Raw genomic sequence first — 16,995 nt, forward strand, 5'->3', positions numbered from 1 at the left:
CAGTGTCTGATTGGGCTATACTCATGGGGAAACTCCTGGGGTAGGTTTGGTTGTCAAACTCATTCTACACCGGGAGTTTCAACCCATGACTGGAGTTAAGCCACCAGAAAATAGACGATTCGTAGCGCGGTGCCCGTCGCCTTTGGGTTGTGCTTTGCCAAGAGTGTCAGCGTGAGCGTGTGCTCGCCGAGCTTGAGGTCATCGGCGAGGATCACGGCCCAGGGCAGGTGCAGACCAGAACTCCAGGGAGTAAAAGTGTCAATAGCACTCGCGGCGTGTGGCTTGCCGTCAATGTGACACTCCACAATGCCCGTGTCCGGCCCCGCAGCGATCATGAGGCCCACCGTCTGCCCTGTGAACTTGAGCGTGAAGTGGCTTCCCGGCACGGTGGCGACGAGCGCGGGCACCCGCACGAAGCCCTCGCGAGTTCCCTTGCCATCGGTGGGCTGCCACGCGGGGTCCAGCGCGAAGCCGGAGAGCTGCGTGGCCTCACTGGGCAACACATAGCGCCCGGCGGCGTAGCTTCTGTTATCCACAGGACGGGGCAGGGGGAGCGGCTGCGGCGTGCGCGGCGCATTCAGCGCCGCATCCAGCAAGCGCGTAATACTGTTGGCGTAGAGCTGGTGCCCAAAAGGAGCGGGATGTAGGTCCCGGAAGTCGCCCTCCCACGTGAACTCACCGGAGGCGATTCGCTCCGCCACCTCACGGGTAAGGTCCAACGACGGGTTCCCGTAGCGTTCTGCAACTTTCTCGTGTTGGGCCACAGCCTGCGGGGTCTTGCCTGCTTTCCAGTCGGCTAGGTGCTCGGGCATGGCGAAGTGCAAATGGACGATATCACAGCCGGGGAGTGTCTGCCGAAGATGGCGCACAACCCCCTCCATCCCGCGCACCATCTTGTCCGGCGTGGTGAAGTTGCTCGGGTCGTTGACAGCCGCCTCGACAAAAAGCAGATCGGGCTTGCCCTGTGCCAGCACATCACTTTCCAGTCGGAAGGCATGCGGCACGGAGCCCAGCGACGGAATCCCGGCGCGGATAAACGTGAACTGTGTCTGCGGGAAGCGCGCGACGAGCCACTGCTCCACCCGGTCGCGCCAGCCGTTCTGTGAGAACGTAATCGAGCCACCGAGAAACGCGACCGTCGCCCTCGGACCAAACGCCTTCAGCCCACGTCGCAGCGTGTGGTAGCTCTTGCCTTGCGTGTGGCGCTTGAAAAACTCCGCGCTCTCCTGCACGGCGGGCAGCGGGAAGTGGTGGCCCTGGCTCTCGGGTGTTCCCTCCGCCACGGTAACTAGCTCCATACTCACGCCCCGCTTTTTGAGACGCCGTTGCGCTTCCAGTGTGTTTTCCTCGGCGGGAACGACTTTATCGCTGAGGCTAATCACGTGCCGCAGGGGGATCTTAGCCTTCGCGAGCACGGGAAGCAAGTCCAGCGGGTTTTTCGCGTAGGCCAGGGCCTCTGCCTCCGACAAAAAGCCATAGCGCTCGAAGGCGATCTTCCAGACACTAGGGGCTCCCACGCCCTTTCCCTTGCCGCCGGGCCAGCTCTTGATGTCTAAAACGGGCGTGTCAGCGTAGAGCGCGGCGACTCGCTCGGGGTGACGGGCGGCGTAGCGAAAGGCATAGAGCCCTCCTCGGCTCACGGCTTCGAGTGCGGGTTTGGCAGCCAGCCCCCGATTCTTTGTCACTTCGTCGTAGAAGGCGTCCCAGAGGTCAAGCGCACCATCACAGCCCAGCATTTCGCCAGTTTCAAGGTAGCCGATATGCCAGCCCGCGGCGAGCAGCGCCTTGTCTATCTCAGCGTGGAAGTCGGGAAACGAGGCTCGCCAGATCCAGGGCTTGCCGGACTGGGGAATTTTTGGCTCCGTGAGAAAGCCCTCTCTACCCGCAACGGTGAAAAACACGCGTCGAAACCCAAACCAATCCGTCACTCGGTCCATACGGTCAGTATACGGTAGTTCCCGTGCGACGGGGAGTGGGGGCTTTGGCCACGAAAACATTCTGGTAGATTTGGCGCTGTTTGGCAATTAGAGCGGGGGACGCAAGAAGCTGCGGGGTGGTGCTGGCGGGGAGGGGAAGTGTTAACCAGACTCTTCCACGGTTGAGGCGGGCATCTGGGAGGAGCTGGGCTGCGTCGGAGCGGAGCGCGGGCTCTACCCAAACAGAGACCCGGATGGTTTTTGGGCGAGAGGTTTTCAGGCCGAGGGGCACCAGGCGCAGCCAGATACCATCGGCTCCTCGATACGTCTATTGTCTTCCGAGACGCTCACGGCTGCCGTGAGTGCGAGGGGTGGCTTCGAACTCGGGTGGGCAGACAGGGCGAGCCGGATATTGCCCTCACGGTCTTGCTCGATCACTTTGCCCTGCACCGTCACCCCGTAGGCGAAGGTCTGGCTCTGCGGAGGGGCATTGGGGGGCTGTGGCAGGAGGCGATACACAAGTGCACCCGGTGCGCTGAGCGGCTCGCGTAGCGCCTCTGGGAGGGGCTGGTTGTAGTGCGCGGCAAGCGCACCGAGCGGCTGCCCCGTCTTGCGGTCTTTCACCACGTAGCGTGTGGCCAGGCCCGTGAGGAGATCTTTTTCTTTCTGTGCCGATTGGGCAAGTGTGGCAAGATGGTTCCGACCACTCGCCGGAAGCCCTCGGAGCAGGACTTGCGTGGCATTCGGCAGAGGCGGTAGCAGTATCTCGCTTGAGGAAACAGTCGAGGTGCGGATCGCCGCGCCGCGCCGCTCGTACTGAAAAGCGGGCTCCGCTTGACCCCAGACCTCCCAGGGAAGCGATTTGCCCCCAATGATGCACGTGCCGCTCAGATGCCACGTATTGGTGCGGGGGAACTCAGGGTGCTCGTGCGAGGCCGCGGGGCGGCGCGTGAGGCGCATCACCAGAGCCAGTGCCGCAAATCCACCCAAGCAGGCAAGAACAAAGCCAGAGGCTAAAGGGCGCATGATGCACTATTAGAGAGATTGTTGTGCAAATTCCTTCACCTTTGCTGTTTTTACCCTTGCAATCAAAAAGTTTTTCGCCGATAATCGTTGTTGTGAAGATAACCGCTGGCACTCTGCCTCTTCTGACACTGACTCTTGCGCTCGCCACTGCCGCAAGCGCACAAAGTAGCTCCTCACTGGATGTGACCGTGAACACGGGGGCGGCTCTGTCGTCCGCCGCGACACGGGGTATCTCCGCACCGGCTGCCACAAACTCGAAGCAAGCTCCTTCAAAAACAAGCACTCCCGCCCCCAACCGTGGAGCGCTTGCTAGTCGTGCTGGGCGCCCCCAGGAGCCCCAGGCTGCCCCGATGACCGTGACCGTTCGCCCGGGTAAAGTCGTCTTTGACTCGGTGGCCATCCGTTCCGCACGCGCCGCAACCAGCAAGATGCTCTCGACCGCAACACGTGGTCAGACCCTGGCGATTCTCTCGGAGATGGATGATCTTTACGGTGTCCTGATGGTCAATAGCACCATTGGTTGGGTAGATAAAAACGCCGTGCAGCTACTCGACTACAACACCGAAGTCACCCTGGAAGCGCCCAAGGAGCAGCCTAGGGGAACCTCCAGTGAGCTGGCAGAGCGTGGTGGTCTGGATGAGAAGCAGCGCCAGGTTCTCCGTGAGGCGTTTAGCTACATGGGTGCGCCGTATGTCTGGGCGGGGAACTCGCGCGCCGGGCTGGACTGCTCCGCGTTCGTCAAAAATGTCTTCTCCACCGTCGGGGTTTCCCTTCCACGCCACTCGGGTGATCAGGTCACTCAGGGCAAGAAGATCACCGATACGGGTGAGCTGGTCGCCGGGGACCGCCTGTACTTTGCGATGAAGGGCGGCGCGACCATCACGCACACCGGTATCTACATCGGCGAGGGTTTCTTTATCCACGCGTCCAGCAACCACAAGTGCGTGGACGTTGACCCGCTCTTCAAGTCCTATGTCAACAAACTCGTCGCCATTCGCCGAGACTAAGTCAAACCAGACCAACTCCCAACGAGCGTTTGGCTGCACAAAACCACTCATGCAGTCCGTCATCCTCCTTGAATACCAAGCTACTTGGCCCTCGCAGTTCAACGAGGTGGCGGCGGAACTCGTACCGATATTCGAGTCGGATCCTGTGTGCATTGAACACATCGGCAGTACGTCAGTCCCAGAGCTTTGTGCGAAGCCAGTACTTGACATCCTGCTCGGTGCGCAAGACTTGGCGGTGGTCATGGCTAGGGCCGATGGCCTCGCAAACCTCGGCTATCGGTACCGGCCAGAGTACGAAACGGAGATTCCGGAGCGCCGCTACTTTGTACGTCCAGAGGGTTCTCAGCTGCGAATCCATCTCCATGCTGTCGTACAAGGCGGCGCTATCTGGCTCAGGCACCTTGCCTTCAGGGAGGCGCTGCGAAAGAACCCTGAACTCTCACAAGAATACGCGACGCTCAAAAGACAGCTTGCCGCGCGGTACAGCGAAGACAAGGCCGCCTACACAAAGGCAAAATCGCCGTTCATCGCACGAGTCCTGGCTTCGTTCAAAGGTACCTGTGGGGTGGAGATAGCTAACGAAGGGGGAGGCGGAGTGTGATCTTCGTCCCCGCGCCTGTTCCGCTCTCGATTTGAAGCTCGCCTCCTAGCCCCTCGGCGCGCTCTCGCATGGTCGCGAGGCCAATGCCGGTGCCATGCGCCTCCACATCGAAGCCCGGGCCGTCGTCGTGGAGGATCAGGGTGAGAGTCTTACTTGCGCGGGTGAGAGTGGCGGTTGCGTGGGTGGCAGTTGCGGCGTGCTTGGCGGCATTGGTGAGTCCCTCCTGCGCGACCCGGAGCACGGTGAGGCGGATCTGCTCGGGCAGGCCATTGAGCAGCTCGGAGCCCGCAGTGGTGATCGGTAGGCCCGTGCGCCGGGAGAGCCGCTCCGCTTCGGCGGCCAGGGAGACCTCGGTGGACCAGGGACGGTTGAAAAAAGTCCAGTCGCGAACCTGCTGCATCGCCTCACGAAGCGCCTGGGCCTCGTCTTTGAGCACTGCGATACTTGCATCGGCGGGATCGGCTTTCTCACGGACACGGGCGGCCAGCTCTAGGTGCAGAACGGCGGCGGCCAGGCTATTGCCAACTCCGTCGTGGATCTCACGGGAGAGCGACGAGCGCTGCTCGGCCAGCCCTAGCTCGGACTTGAGGTTCGCCAGCTCGACCGAGACCTGCTCCGAGCGCTCCCGAAGCCGCCGCACCACGGAGCTCACGGAGAGCAAGAGGCCCATTCGGACGAACATCTCCAGCACATAGGCGCTCCAGTCCGGGTGTGTGGACGGTGACGGCACGGTTCCCAGAAAGAGCGCCACGCAGGCACCGGAACGTGTGATGGTCGCCTCGGTTCGGTTCTCCAGCAAGGTCTCTCCGGCGAGCACCACAAACGCCACTACCCAGATTGCGCTGTGCAGCCCGCCCGAGAAACGCAGCCCGAGCGCGATACAGATCAGGTCCATGCTGACAAAGAGCCAGCCCAGCCCGTAGTAGACCCGTGCTGCAATCCCACCGTGGTCCCGCCGCGACGAGGCCCAGTTGCGGATCGCTAAGTTGACTGCGGTGAGGCTGAGCACTCCCAGAAAGGGCTGGAGCTGGATCGGGGGAGCACCGGTGTCTATCCCATAAGCACGGAAGAAGGCCCAGACCACAATCCCGACCACGCAGGCCCAGTAGATTCCATTGGGGTTGCGCCGAACCTGCGCACTCAGACGGCGCGCACGGCGAGTCAGGGTGCGCATGGGGAGCTAGAGCGTTCCGTTGAGGACGTAGCGGTAAAGCGAGAGGCGCAGCATCTTACAGGCATCATCGGCAAGCTTATCGGGGGCCAGTGTGCCATCGCCCGTTTCGAGTGTCACCAAATGCTCCCCACGGATCTGGATCGCGGAGCCCTGCTTACGAACATCATAGACCTGTAGCTCCTGATCCAGCGCCTTATCCAGTGCAGTGGCGATCTCTTTTGCGCGCTCGGGTTTCACCGTGCGCAAGAAGAGCTTTCCATCGAGTAATACCTCTGTCATGGAGCCGTCAACACGGGTTGTAACTTTAAGAATACTGGCTGTCGAGCGGCGGTTGATCGGGAGGCCCATCTGGGAAATCTGCGCGATCATAGCCACGGCGCGGACTTTTTCGGGGGGGTGCGTTCGGAAGATTCCCATCTCCACATCGGGGTGGCTACGCTGGTCACGGGCGAGGCGCTCCATAAAGGTCAGCATCCCCACGGGATTGAAGCCCGCCTTCTGTGCCAGGATGATCCCCCCCTGGTCCGCATCTTTCTCCGCGGTCTGGCCGTAGCCATTGACTTTCTGAATCGCCAGAAGCTGAAAACCCGTGAGCAGATTGCCCGTGTCCTGCATCGGCACCTTGGCAAGAATCGCCCCGAGGGCCGCGACAGCCATCTGGGTATTGAGCTTACTCTGCTCCCGCTGGAGCTTCGCGCCGTGGCTATGGGCTGCGTGGATAATCTCATGCCCCATCACACCCGCCAGCTCATCGTCGGACTGGGTGTACTTAAGAAGCCCCTTGTTGACGTAGACAAAGCCTCCGGGAAGCGCAAAGGCATTGGTGTCCGGGTCATCCACGATAAAGAAGCGGTAGTTCAGAGGACGCGTCAGCTTGTTTTCCGTGCCGTAGAGAGCGGGGATAGGGGTCTGGTTAGCAAGCGCTGCCAGCTTCTGCCCAATGGTCTCGACACGCTTGACGAGTGCAGGATCGCTCACGAGCTTGAGTCCGCTCTTGATCATCTCCTCGTGCGCCTCACGCCCCATCTTCACCTCAGGGTCTTCAAGGGGGAGGGCAGGTTTCTTCTCCTGCCCATACACCCAAGCGGTAGGCAGGGCCAGACAGAGCGCGGTTGCAAAAAGAGCAGCTTTGTGTTGAATAAGAAGGGCGACTTTGCGTTTCATGGTGACCTACTCTATTCTACGGCATTGTAGAGAGAATTGTTCCAAAAAACAAACGGACGAAGCGACTGCGCTTCGTCCGGAAAGTGCTACAAAAGCTTCCTACTTGAAGCGGCGGGCTCCTGCGAACTTACTATTGTAGTAGGGAAGATCGAGAGGATCCATCACCACACCACGCTTGGTACTGGCGGCGTGGACGAACATACCATTACCGACATACATCCCAACATGGGAGATTCCGGAGCGGTAGGTGCCCGCGAAGAAGACGACATCGCCAGGCAGAAGCTCATTGCGGGAGATTTTCTTGCCGGTGCCAAACTGCTCACGTGCCGTCCGGGGAAGGGAGACTCCCTCACCGCGCATCAAATGCTGCACAAAGCTGGAGCAGTCAAAAACGCCGTTGGTGCCCGATGCCCCAAAGCTGTAACGAGCGCCTCGGTAGGAGAGAGCACGGGAGATGAGCTTGGAGCTACTGCCGGTGCGGCCATTGCGCGGCCCGAGGCTACCTTCGAGGGCTGCACGGCTCTTGCCAATAGTGTCTTCGGTGGCGCCAAGAGTGTGGTCGAGTTCTTCGTCGCCTGTTTCCAGGGTGACATTGATCGTGCTCTCGTCCTCTGGGTCAGTAGGGGCCGCGGCGGGAGCGGGCTTGGGAGCAACTTTGGGCTTGGGAGTGGCAGTGACCTTAGGGTGGACGGCACCCTCGAAGCGAGTGCGGTTTTGGGGGGAGGCAAAGCCCGTTGTGGTGAGAGCAAACAGAGAGATTGCGATGGTGAGTTGTGTCTGCAGGCGGTTCGTACTAAAGCGCGTCAATATTTCGTTCCTTATCCTTAGATCCTTAGCGGTCCTGTTTTGGCCTATCGCCGGACTGAGTGTAACCTTTGGACATAGGAGTTGTCAAGAGAAGATGTGACTTAGGACACTGTTTTTTGTGGAACTAATTGTGCCCGAAATGAGGTATCCTCCTCAGTAACTTAGGAACATGAAAATTGAAAGAGAGGTAATTTCTGCGATGTTTTTTAATCAAATGCAACGGGCACTGGTGCCCGGTCTAGTTTTGCTGGCGCTGGCGGGGAGTGCGCGTGCGGACCTGAAGGTCGTCTCCAAGATGACAATGGATGCTCCCGCGATGGGCGGATTGGGTGGCGGGCTTGGAGCAAATGTGCCCCTTCCCAAGCCCGGCGAGGCGCTCCAGACAATCACCTACTACAAGGGAAGCAAGACCCGCGTCGAGGAAGCGACGGGTGCTATCACAATTACGGACAATACGGCAGGCACTGTCACACGGATTGATCCGAAGAAGAAAACCTACTCCGTTGTCAAGATTGCGGACATGACCAAGCAGCTCACCGAGGGCGCAGGTCCCGCCGCGGGTTTTCTTGAGATGCTTGAGATGAAGGTCAAGAGCGATGTCAAGAAGGGCGGCCATGAGCGAGTGATCGCGGGTAAGAAAGCCACGGATTACCTCTGGACAGCGACCATGAGCATGAGCATGAAGGGCGGCGAAGAGGGCGCTGAGGTTGCTAATATCTCCATGGAAGGCGAGCAGTGGACCAGTGAAGAGATCCAGCTCCCTGACACGGCGGGAAAATCCAACGCGCCCCAGTTGCCCGGAATTGGTGGTGGAATGATGGGAGGCATGATGAAGATGATGAACAACATGCCCGGCATGAAAAGCCTGACAGCAACCATGGCACAGATCAAAGGTTTTTCGCTTCTGACAAACATGAAAATTAAGATCCAGAGCCCGTTTGCGGAGGCACAGGGGGCTGATCTCTCCAAGCCGGTCACGAACAAGACCGAGGTGGTTGAGCTAAGCGAGGCGGAGCTTCCCGAGAGTCTCTTTGTGGTTCCTACGGGCCTCAAGAAGGTTCCCTACGAGATGCCACAGATCCCCGGTTTTGGAGGGTAGCTCATGCGTAAAAGCATCATTACACTCGCTGCTGCACTGACACTCAGTGCAGCAGCGAGTGCGGACCTGAAACTGGTTCAGCAGACGACTATGGGCGGTGATCTGGGAAAGCGCGTCCAGAAAGAAGGCGGTGCGCCCAAGACTCCCACGGTGACAATGTACTATAAGGGTAACCGAACTCGTACGGAGTCAGGGGGGCGGGTGACGATCTTCGACGGGCAGCGCATTTTGATGCTGAACCCCGAGAAGAAAACCTACCAGGTCATTCCTAAAGACACTGCGGCAAAGGCCATGAATCCCATGCTCGCCATGATGGATATCAAGGCCGATGTGAGTGTTAAGCCCACCGGGAAAACCCAGACTATTCAGGGCAAAAAGACCCAGCAGTATCTCATGACAATGACAGTCAAGCTAGGCATGAAGAACGCGGCAGCCAAAGATGCCCCCAAAGGTGATGTCCCGCAGATACCTCCGATCACCAGCAAAACTGAGCTCTGGACAGCAGAGTTTTCCGGTATCACGCTCTCCGGAGCCGCAATGAGCCAGGCGATGCCCGCCGGTGCTGCCAGTATGCCCTTTGTGAAGGACATGACTGAGAAGATGAAGTCCGTCAAGGGGATTCCGCTACAGACCACCATGACCCAGGACGTGATGGGGCGGCAGATGACGGTGACCATGAAAACCACCACTCTCTCCGAAGCCCCGCTCCCCGACAGCCTCTTTGCCACGCCTGCGGGCTATAAGCAAGTGCCTTACGTGGCTCCCAGCATGCCGATGATGCCGGGACGCGGCTAGCGCGGCATTTTCACGGCTTCAGAGGAAACCGGTACCAATAAGATCGAAGTGGGAACCTGGACGCCGGTGGGCTCGACATCTTTCAGCCCGCCGCCGTCCTGGTAGACCATCTGCGCGGATGGGCCACCGTCCAGGCACATCGCCTCGTCGGGTGAACTCTGCAGTGTCGTTTTGAAGAACTCCACGAGCGTGCGGGCGATCTCACCGTAGGTCATGGCATCGGCGCGGCAGAAGACCAGGTAGCGCTCACTCACCGCCACGGCCATTCGCCCCGTTCGGACATCGCTGACAAGTTTCTCCGCCCGATCTGCGACATCTATCTTTCCCCGGTGGATCAGGCGCGGGCCACAGGCAAGGGCATAGTCCATGCGCCACGTCAGGCCGTTTTTGGTCTTGACAGTTTTCTCGTAGCGCCGTGTGCCGTCTTTCTCCGTCCCGACGGCCCAGGCGATTTCCGCCTCGCCGGACTGCGTGAAGCCGATTGCGGAGCGGAGAGCTGATCCAACAGGCGTCCCCGGTGCAACGACTTTCCCCTCGATGATACAGAGCTGCACGAGCTGCTTGCGCCGTCCCAGAGAGTCGTAGGAGTCCCCGAAGAAGCCACCATTCACGCCGGCAACCGCACCGTACTGTTGTGCCCACTCGTGAACTGTCTTAGCATCACCCACCCAATTGTTGCGTAGATTCTCAAGCTTTTCGGCGACCACAATCGGTCGAACACGGGCGAGCGTCCGGTCTACCGTCAGTGTCTGTGCGCCGGAGGCCTTGTCGGTGCGAAAGGTGATGCCTTCTGCGACACTAACCTCCGTGGGCGGCTCCGGGGTACACCCCGTAAGCAAAAGAGCCGCCGCGAGGGATGCGGCGGCTCCAGAGGTGAGGCTTCGTCGTTTAAACGAAGTCAAGGTTCTTAACCTCTTTGGCGTACTTTTCGATAAAGGCACGGCGCGGCTCGACTTTGTCGCCCAGCAGAACCGTGAACATATGATCCGCCTCGGCAGCCTCCTCGACCGTGACCTGGGCCAGGATGCGATTGGCCGGGTTCATGGTCGTGTCCGCCAGATCCTCGGGGTTCATCTCGCCCAGTCCTTTAAAACGGGTGACGTGCGTGTCGCGCTTCTTGATCTCTTTCAAGATCCGATCTCGATCAGCTTCGGTACGGGCGTAGATTTTCTGGTCTTTACCGACGCGGATTGAGTAGAGCGGCGGCTGTGCAACGTAGACATGCCCGTGATCCACGAGTGGCTTCATGTAGCGGTAGAAAAAATTGAGCAGCAGCGTGCGAATATGATCACCGTCCACGTCGGCATCAGCCATGATGATGATCTTATGGTAGCGCAGCTTGGCCAGATCGAAGTTATTGCCCTTGTCTTTTTCCTCGTCCGTAGATGTCGAGAGCGAGAGTCCGGCACCAATAGCCATGATGAGCTGCTTGATCCCGTCGTTGTCGAGTGCTCGATCAATGCGTGCTTTCTCGACACACAAAATCTTACCGCGCAGGGGCAGAATTGCCTGCGTGCGGCGATCCCGTCCCTGTTTCGCACTATTGTGGACAAAGACACCGCTCTCCAGAGCGAAGTTGTGCGTCCCCGGCACCTCGATGTCATAGACATCTATGGTTTCGGACAGAGGCTCAACGGAAACAATACGGTGGTTGAAATGAGCCAGGGCTTCCCGAAGGCGCTCCGGCTTCCCCTCAAAATAGCGCTCGCAGAGGGTGTCCGGTCGCAGAAGAGAGCGATCCCGTGTTTTTATGCGCAGTGCCTGATAGGCATCTATATCGCCTCCGCAGGTTTTCAGTGCACTCAGGCTCTTGTGGTAGTAGGTTTGCGCCAGCGTGGCTTTTCGTTTCTCCCGAAATTCCGGTGTCCACTGCTCTCGTGTCTTGCCCCGTCGCCAGGCAACCAGGTTCTGATCGGCCCACTGCGCTTTCGCTTCTTCCGCGAGGCGCTCTCGTGCTTCCGGGTTATTTGCGAAGTGAGCACGAGTACGCTCTGACTGTTGTTGCCTATTCTCCGAGCTACTCCAGTACTCGCGCTGTGCGGCATCAAGTTGCGCTCGATTTATCTCCTGGTACTCTGGTGTGCTCTGATAGAAAGCCTGCCAGCTTTCTTTCATATAGTTTTTGTAAGTATCATTTTCCCACTGCATTTTTGCATTTGTCGAAAGAATCTCATGGGTCTGTGGCTCCTGCATTCGCGCACTCATTTTTTTGCGGAAGGAGCTACTCTGACGAAGTTTGCGTCCCGCCTCAATCACTTCAGGGCGATGGAGGGTCTTGCTGACATGCTCACGGTGTAGAGCGAGATGTGCCTTTTTTTCCAGACGCTGCAGATTGGTGGGGTTGTTGTTGCGCTTATTGAAGTCTTTGTGATGGCAGTGCTCGCCATCAGCTTGCACGTAGACTCCCTTCCAGCGGTTGTACCAGTCCGCAACCAGATGCGTGAACAGCCAGGTATCTGACCGAGGACTCCACACCATTTCATAGCCATCAATCGTGATGCCCGGCTGCGTGCGAGCGGAGAGCTTCCGATAGAGTGGCATGAGCGAGTCTGTGGAGGCGAGTTCCACAGCAGGCTTGTATGAACCGTCACGAAGCAGGAAGCGATGGTCGGGTGTGCAGACGAGCTTCTCACCATTGTCCAATGTCACCCGAACCACGGCTGCATTTTGCATGGTGCGGCGCGGATGCAGAATGCGCTCCACACCGACGGTTTTATCCGGGCGCATGGTGTAGCAAAAATGCTCTTTACCCTCTGCTTGCTCGGCAATAATCTCCAGAAAGTTCAGGCTACGGCCATCTACCAGAGCGACCCGAGTGTCTCCCGAGAAGCAGCCGCCGGCGGAGTCGCCTTCGACGATGTATAATTCACACTTACTCGCGTCTTTTTCCATGCAGTCTGCGAGCTTGCCGGGAAGACCGCCGCCATCCATGGCGCTCTGGCGCTTGATTAGATCCGCTGCCTTTCGGGCCGCATCACGAGCACGCTGTGCGATAGACGCTTTTTCCAGCACTGCCTTGGCTATATTGGGGTTTTCCTCGAAGAATTCTGCCAGTCCCTCGCCCACAATGGAGTTCGTGACCCCTTGAATCTCGGGGTTACCGAGCTTGTTCTTGGTCTGGCCTTCAAACTGTGGGTTGGAGATACGCACGGAGATCACCGCGACCAGCCCCTCCCGAACATCGTCGCCAGAGAAGTTGTTGTCTTTCTCCTTGAGATAGTTCGCCTTGCGGGCATAGGTGTTCACCACGCGGGTGAGCGCCGTTTGGAAGCCCGAGAGGTGCGTGCCGCCGTCTTGAGTGTTGATGTTATTGGCGAAGGAGTAGATATTCTCCTGGTAGCCTTTATTGTACTGAAGCGCGATTTCGATCTGGGCGTGCTCGCCCTCTCGGTACTCACGCTCCCGGTAGAAATAAATCACGCGGGAGTGGATCGGGTCCTTGTTCTCATTGAGGTGCGCGACATACTCCGCGATTCCCCGTTTGTGATGATAGGTAATGGGTTCTTCGTCGTTGAGCTCGTCAATAAACGTAATCGCGACTTCTTTATTCAGATACGACAGCTCACGGATACGGGTACGGATACGGTCTGCGGAGTAGGCGAGCTTGCCGTCGTCGTTGAGTGCGCTCGTGAAGATCGTGTTGTCACCGAGCCAGCGCATCATGGTGCCGGTCTCGTTTGGATCGCAGTCCCCGATCACGTGTAGTTTCTTGGTTACTTTGCCACGTGCGAAGCGAATCCTATGGATCTTGCCACCGTGCTTGACCGTGGTTTCCATCCACTCGGAGAGCGCATTGACACAGCTCGCCCCGACACCGTGCAGACCACCGGAGGTCTTGTAGCCACCGCCGCCAAATTTCCCGCCTGCGTGTAGCTCGGTCAGCGCTAGCTCGACGCCCGGCTTGCCGGACTTGGTGTTGATGCTCACGGGGATGCCGCGCCCATTGTCCTCGACACTGATCGTGCGATCTTTGTGCAGAATCACCGTGATTGCAGTGCAGTGCCCTGCGAGCACTTCATCAATGGAGTTATCAATAATCTCTTTGAAAAGATGGTGGAGACCAGGAACGCCCGTATCGCCGATATACATCGCCGGACGGTGGCGCACCGCTTCGAGGCCTTCCAGCTTTGAGATCGCATTGCCATCATAGACCGTCTCAATTTTCTGGACGCTGGGTGTCTCGATTACCTCGTCGCCTTCGTTCATCTCACCTAAAATTTCGTTCTCTTTATCGCTTGCCAATACCTGATCCTCCTCTTGATTTTACCATGAAGCGCCTCTAAACTCCCTGAATCCCAAGCATTCCGGAAACGATTGCCTCGGCCTCGTCGGGGAATCGTGTCAAGTGCGCCTCTAACGCCTTCGCCGTCACCGCCCACACCGCGCTTGCAGCCTCCGGGTTTTGCAGGCTGTCTTTCATCGGCCCATTGAAGACGGGATCGTACACCCGCACCGAGAGAATCACGGCAACCCCTGCCTGCGCCGTGCGCGGCTCAAACTCCCGTCCATACTGCTTCGCCCACTTGCTCAGTGTCCGTGCAACACCCTGCCGAAACCCTGTGAGTGGCGTCCCCGGCGTGCCCATCACCCCAAGCTGCACGCCATTGCCAAACGCCAGCCAGACCGGGTCTTCCTGGGTAAAGTAGAACGCGACATCCACCGCGACATCGTCTTTCTTTCCAGAGCCCGCGATCACTTTCTGATGGATCGGACGCCGCGCCGCTGCATGCTCCATGGCCCACTCCGCAACCCCACCAGGAAAATTCAGCACCTGCGGATCGCAACCCAGGCTTTCGTCGGTAAACGTTAGGGTGAGCTTCGGATTCAGAAACGCTTGTTGCCGCAGGATCGCCAGAAGCCTCTCCGGTGACCACGCACTATCGCCAAAAATCTGTGGGTCGGGCTTGAAGCGAATTCGCGTCCCCGTCGGCGCATCGAACGCTTCCTCTCGCTCCTCCACAATCTTGCCCCGCTCCGTCCGCATCGTCACTTGTCGCCCCGCTTGCCAGACCGTCGCCTCCATCCACTCGGAGAGCGCATTCACACAGCTCGTTCCAACTCCATGCAAGCCCCCACCTATTTTATACGTTCTGGATGCGGGCAATTTCCCCCCTGCGTGTAACTCGGTCAACACGACACGCAAGTGCTGCAAGGGAATCCCACGGCCATTGTCGCGGACGCTCAGACTCCCGTCGGAATGCACAGTAACCAAGACTTGGTTGCAAAGACCAGCCATGACTTCCTCAATGGAGTTGTCAAAAATCTCCTTAAAAAGATGGTGGAAGCCAGGTATTCCCGTATCGCCAATGTACATGGCTGGACGGTGTCGGATATAGACAAAGCCGGGAATTAGGTCAGGATGATCCACACCACATTGCTGCATCAATGTAAGAAGATGCTGGTTGCGTTTTTCCTCAGATTTCGCTAAGGCAGTCTTAAGCCACTGATCGTTATCTTCCATGTGAAAGCCTCTCAATAAATAGTCTGGATCTATCAAAGAATCACAGAGAATTATATCGTGAAAACGCATTTTTCGCCCCGTTTTCGCCGATCGAAATCGGCATCTGCAATGGCTTCGTTCCTCCGCCGCAAAGCCCGTGCCGGGCTACCAAATCTCAGCTCGGCACGAGCTTTGCGGCGCTTGCGCCACCTCGACGCCTAATTCCATTAGGCGAAATCTGGGTAGAATAGTGCTATGTTTAATCCGCTTGTGGCGCTGATGGCGCTACTGCTTGTCTCGTCGCCGCATTCCCGAAAGAAAGTGATTGTTCGGCAAATTGCCTCCGGCGTGGAGCTGGTTCAGGAAGTGACTCCTGAGGGCGACAAAGACGGGCCGCTGGTGGTGACGACGGTGCGCATTGACCCGAAAGTTAAGGGCGTGCGTGTGGAAGCCGCGCTGGGCGGCGGCACCGTTTGGGCCAATGATGCAACTCTGGGGCGCGAGATTCCCTCGAAAACCGTCGCGCGGCGAAAAGCCGTGGCGGGGATCAACGCGAGCTTCTTTCCGTTCGCGGGAAATCCCATCGGGCTGCACGTGGAGAACGGCCAGCTGGTCACGGAGCCGGGGCTTCCCCGCACCGCGTTTGTGCTGATGGACGATGGCACGGCGACTCTAGCCCGCTTTTCGTTTGAGGGAGTGGTAAACGGCAAGCCGCTGAGTGGGCTCAATCGCCAGCCGGGCAAAGGCGATGAGCTGCTGCTCTTCACTCCGATCTTTGCAGACAAAACGCTTAGAACTGAGGGGCGAGTAGAGGTGGTCCTGGAAGGCGTGGCACTGCCGCTCAAGCCAGGGACGCAGCTTGTCGGAAATATCGCCTCGGTAAGCGAGGGCGGGCTGACGCCGCTCAAGCCGGGAACCGTGGTGCTCTCGGGCGGAGGCGAGCTGGCAACGTGGCTGAAGTCGTGGGCCAGGCCAGGGGAGGGGGCGCTGTTGCGCCTGGCAGTGACTCCCTTGGCAGGAAGTCCGGTGCTTGATTCGGCGAAGATTGCACAGGCAGTCACGGGATCGGGGCGCTTGCTCTCCCGGGGACGTTTCGCATTGGATCTGCCCGCGGAGAAGATCGCCATGAGTTTCTCCACGACTCGGCACCCGCGCACCGCTGTCGGAATCACCGCCGAGGGCACACTGCTTTTTGTGACTGTAGATGGACGGCAGAGCGGGTTCTCTCGTGGGGCTTCACTGACGGAGCTGGCGGTGATCCTGCTTGCCCAAGGGGCGGTGGAGGCGGTTAATCTCGATGGGGGTGGGTCGTCGGCGTGTGCGGTTCGTGGGGCCGTGGCGAACTCACCCTCGGAGGGCGTCGAGCGCCCCGTGGCAGATAGCTTGCTGGTCTTCGCCGATGAGGGCATGATGGCGAGTTCGGAGCTGGTTGCGCCCGCTCTGGAGCGAAAACTCGAGGTCGGGGAGACCTACACGCTTGCCTTGCGTGAGGATGTTGACCCCGCGAGCGTGGTGTGGACCACACAGGGCGGAGTCGGGTTTGTGGATCAGGAGGGGAACTTCCGCGCGCAGCGACCAGGCAAGGGCACAGTGATTTTGTGGCGAGGAGCGCAGCAAGTACGCATCCCGCTCACGGTGGTCAAGGCGGGGAAAAAACCAAGTGCCAAGCCGGAGCCCAAGCTCGATACGCCAGCCTTTGTGCCAGTGGTCGTTTTCTCCGAGGATCAGACCGTGCTGACAGTTACCCTCGCCAATAGTGAAGGAGATCGGCTGGGCGGTGAAGGGATCACGCTCGCTGTCACAGGGGGCATCGCAATGCCCAATCCGGTCACCACAAGTGCGCGTGGCGAGGCGATAATCACGATTCAGTGGGATGTGGCGACAGCACCAGGAGCGCGTCAGGTGAAGCTCTCATCGCCCACAAAGCGCTTTCAGAGTGTCACGGTGAAACCGAAACCCTGAACGA

At 58.8% G+C, this 16,995-nt stretch carries 13 protein-coding genes; 5 read left to right on the forward strand and 8 right to left on the reverse strand.

The genetic code is table 11. The features are described from left to right. Nucleotides 1-95: 95 nt before the first annotated feature. Nucleotides 96-1,937, reverse strand: a complete 1,842-nt coding sequence (locus ACH2ED_RS01920; protein WP_395088500.1) for a GDSL-type esterase/lipase family protein — start codon at nt 1,935-1,937, stop codon at nt 96-98. Nucleotides 1,938-2,192: 255 nt separating this feature from the next. Then, nucleotides 2,193-2,942, reverse strand: coding sequence for a hypothetical protein (locus tag ACH2ED_RS01925; protein ID WP_395088501.1), 750 nt, complete (start codon nt 2,940-2,942; stop codon nt 2,193-2,195). A 92-nt stretch (nt 2,943-3,034) separates the two neighbouring features. Here ACH2ED_RS01925 and ACH2ED_RS01930 point away from each other — a divergent pair, with 92 nt between their 5' ends. Together ACH2ED_RS01930 and ACH2ED_RS01935 are read left to right on the forward strand one after the other, a co-directional pair. Then, entirely contained in the window at nt 3,035-3,949 is a 915-nt protein-coding gene (locus tag ACH2ED_RS01930) for an NlpC/P60 family protein (protein ID WP_395088502.1), read from the forward strand. Nucleotides 3,950-3,998: 49 nt separating this feature from the next. Further along, a complete protein-coding gene (locus ACH2ED_RS01935) occupies nt 3,999-4,550 on the forward strand; it encodes a GrpB family protein (protein WP_395088503.1) in 552 nt (183 codons plus the stop codon). Here ACH2ED_RS01935 and ACH2ED_RS01940 read toward each other — a convergent pair. The 3 genes from ACH2ED_RS01940 to ACH2ED_RS01950 form a co-directional block, all read right to left on the reverse strand. Then, nucleotides 4,525-5,724: a sensor histidine kinase gene (locus tag ACH2ED_RS01940; protein ID WP_395088504.1), complete on the reverse strand. Its 1,200-nt coding sequence runs from the start codon at nt 5,722-5,724 to the stop codon at nt 4,525-4,527. The genes ACH2ED_RS01935 and ACH2ED_RS01940 overlap by 26 nt on opposite strands. Nucleotides 5,725-5,730: 6 nt before the next feature. After that, on the reverse strand, nt 5,731-6,888 hold the full coding sequence (locus ACH2ED_RS01945; RefSeq protein WP_395088505.1) for a M48 family metalloprotease: 1,158 nt from the start codon (nt 6,886-6,888) through the stop codon (nt 5,731-5,733). Between the two features lie 99 nt (nt 6,889-6,987). Continuing rightward, the gene (locus ACH2ED_RS01950) at nt 6,988-7,695 is read right to left on the reverse strand and encodes a C40 family peptidase (protein WP_395088506.1); all 708 of its coding nucleotides are present in this window, start codon (nt 7,693-7,695) and stop codon (nt 6,988-6,990) included. A gap of 199 nt (nt 7,696-7,894) precedes the next feature. Between ACH2ED_RS01950 and ACH2ED_RS01955 the strand changes: the two genes are divergently transcribed. Both ACH2ED_RS01955 and ACH2ED_RS01960 read left to right on the forward strand, forming a co-directional pair. After that, nucleotides 7,895-8,794: a hypothetical protein gene (locus ACH2ED_RS01955; protein ID WP_395088507.1), complete on the forward strand. Its 900-nt coding sequence runs from the start codon at nt 7,895-7,897 to the stop codon at nt 8,792-8,794. A gap of 3 nt (nt 8,795-8,797) precedes the next feature. Next, complete coding sequence (locus tag ACH2ED_RS01960) at nt 8,798-9,589, forward strand: hypothetical protein (protein WP_395088508.1); 792 nt, start codon at nt 8,798-8,800, stop codon at nt 9,587-9,589. Here ACH2ED_RS01960 and ACH2ED_RS01965 read toward each other — a convergent pair. The 3 genes from ACH2ED_RS01965 to ACH2ED_RS01975 form a co-directional block, all read right to left on the reverse strand. Continuing rightward, nucleotides 9,586-10,491 (reverse strand): phosphodiester glycosidase family protein, encoded by a 906-nt coding sequence (locus ACH2ED_RS01965; protein ID WP_395088509.1) that lies wholly within the window; start codon nt 10,489-10,491, stop codon nt 9,586-9,588. The genes ACH2ED_RS01960 and ACH2ED_RS01965 overlap by 4 nt on opposite strands. Next, nucleotides 10,478-13,795 carry an ATP-binding protein gene (locus tag ACH2ED_RS01970; RefSeq protein ID WP_395088526.1) on the reverse strand — a complete coding sequence of 1,106 codons (3,318 nt, stop codon included), beginning with the start codon at nt 13,793-13,795 and terminating at the stop codon, nt 10,478-10,480. The genes ACH2ED_RS01965 and ACH2ED_RS01970 overlap by 14 nt, the downstream gene beginning before the upstream one ends. A 73-nt stretch (nt 13,796-13,868) precedes the next feature. Continuing rightward, the gene (locus ACH2ED_RS01975; RefSeq protein WP_395088510.1) at nt 13,869-15,050 is read right to left on the reverse strand and encodes an ATP-binding protein; all 1,182 of its coding nucleotides are present in this window, start codon (nt 15,048-15,050) and stop codon (nt 13,869-13,871) included. 234 nt (nt 15,051-15,284) lie between these two features. Here ACH2ED_RS01975 and ACH2ED_RS01980 point away from each other — a divergent pair, with 234 nt between their 5' ends. Further along, entirely contained in the window at nt 15,285-16,991 is a 1,707-nt protein-coding gene (locus ACH2ED_RS01980; RefSeq protein WP_395088511.1) for a phosphodiester glycosidase family protein, read from the forward strand. Nucleotides 16,992-16,995 lie beyond the last annotated feature (4 nt).

The organism is Armatimonas sp., from assembly GCF_043757465.1.
Taxonomy (GTDB): Bacteria; Armatimonadota; Armatimonadia; order Armatimonadales; family Armatimonadaceae; genus Armatimonas.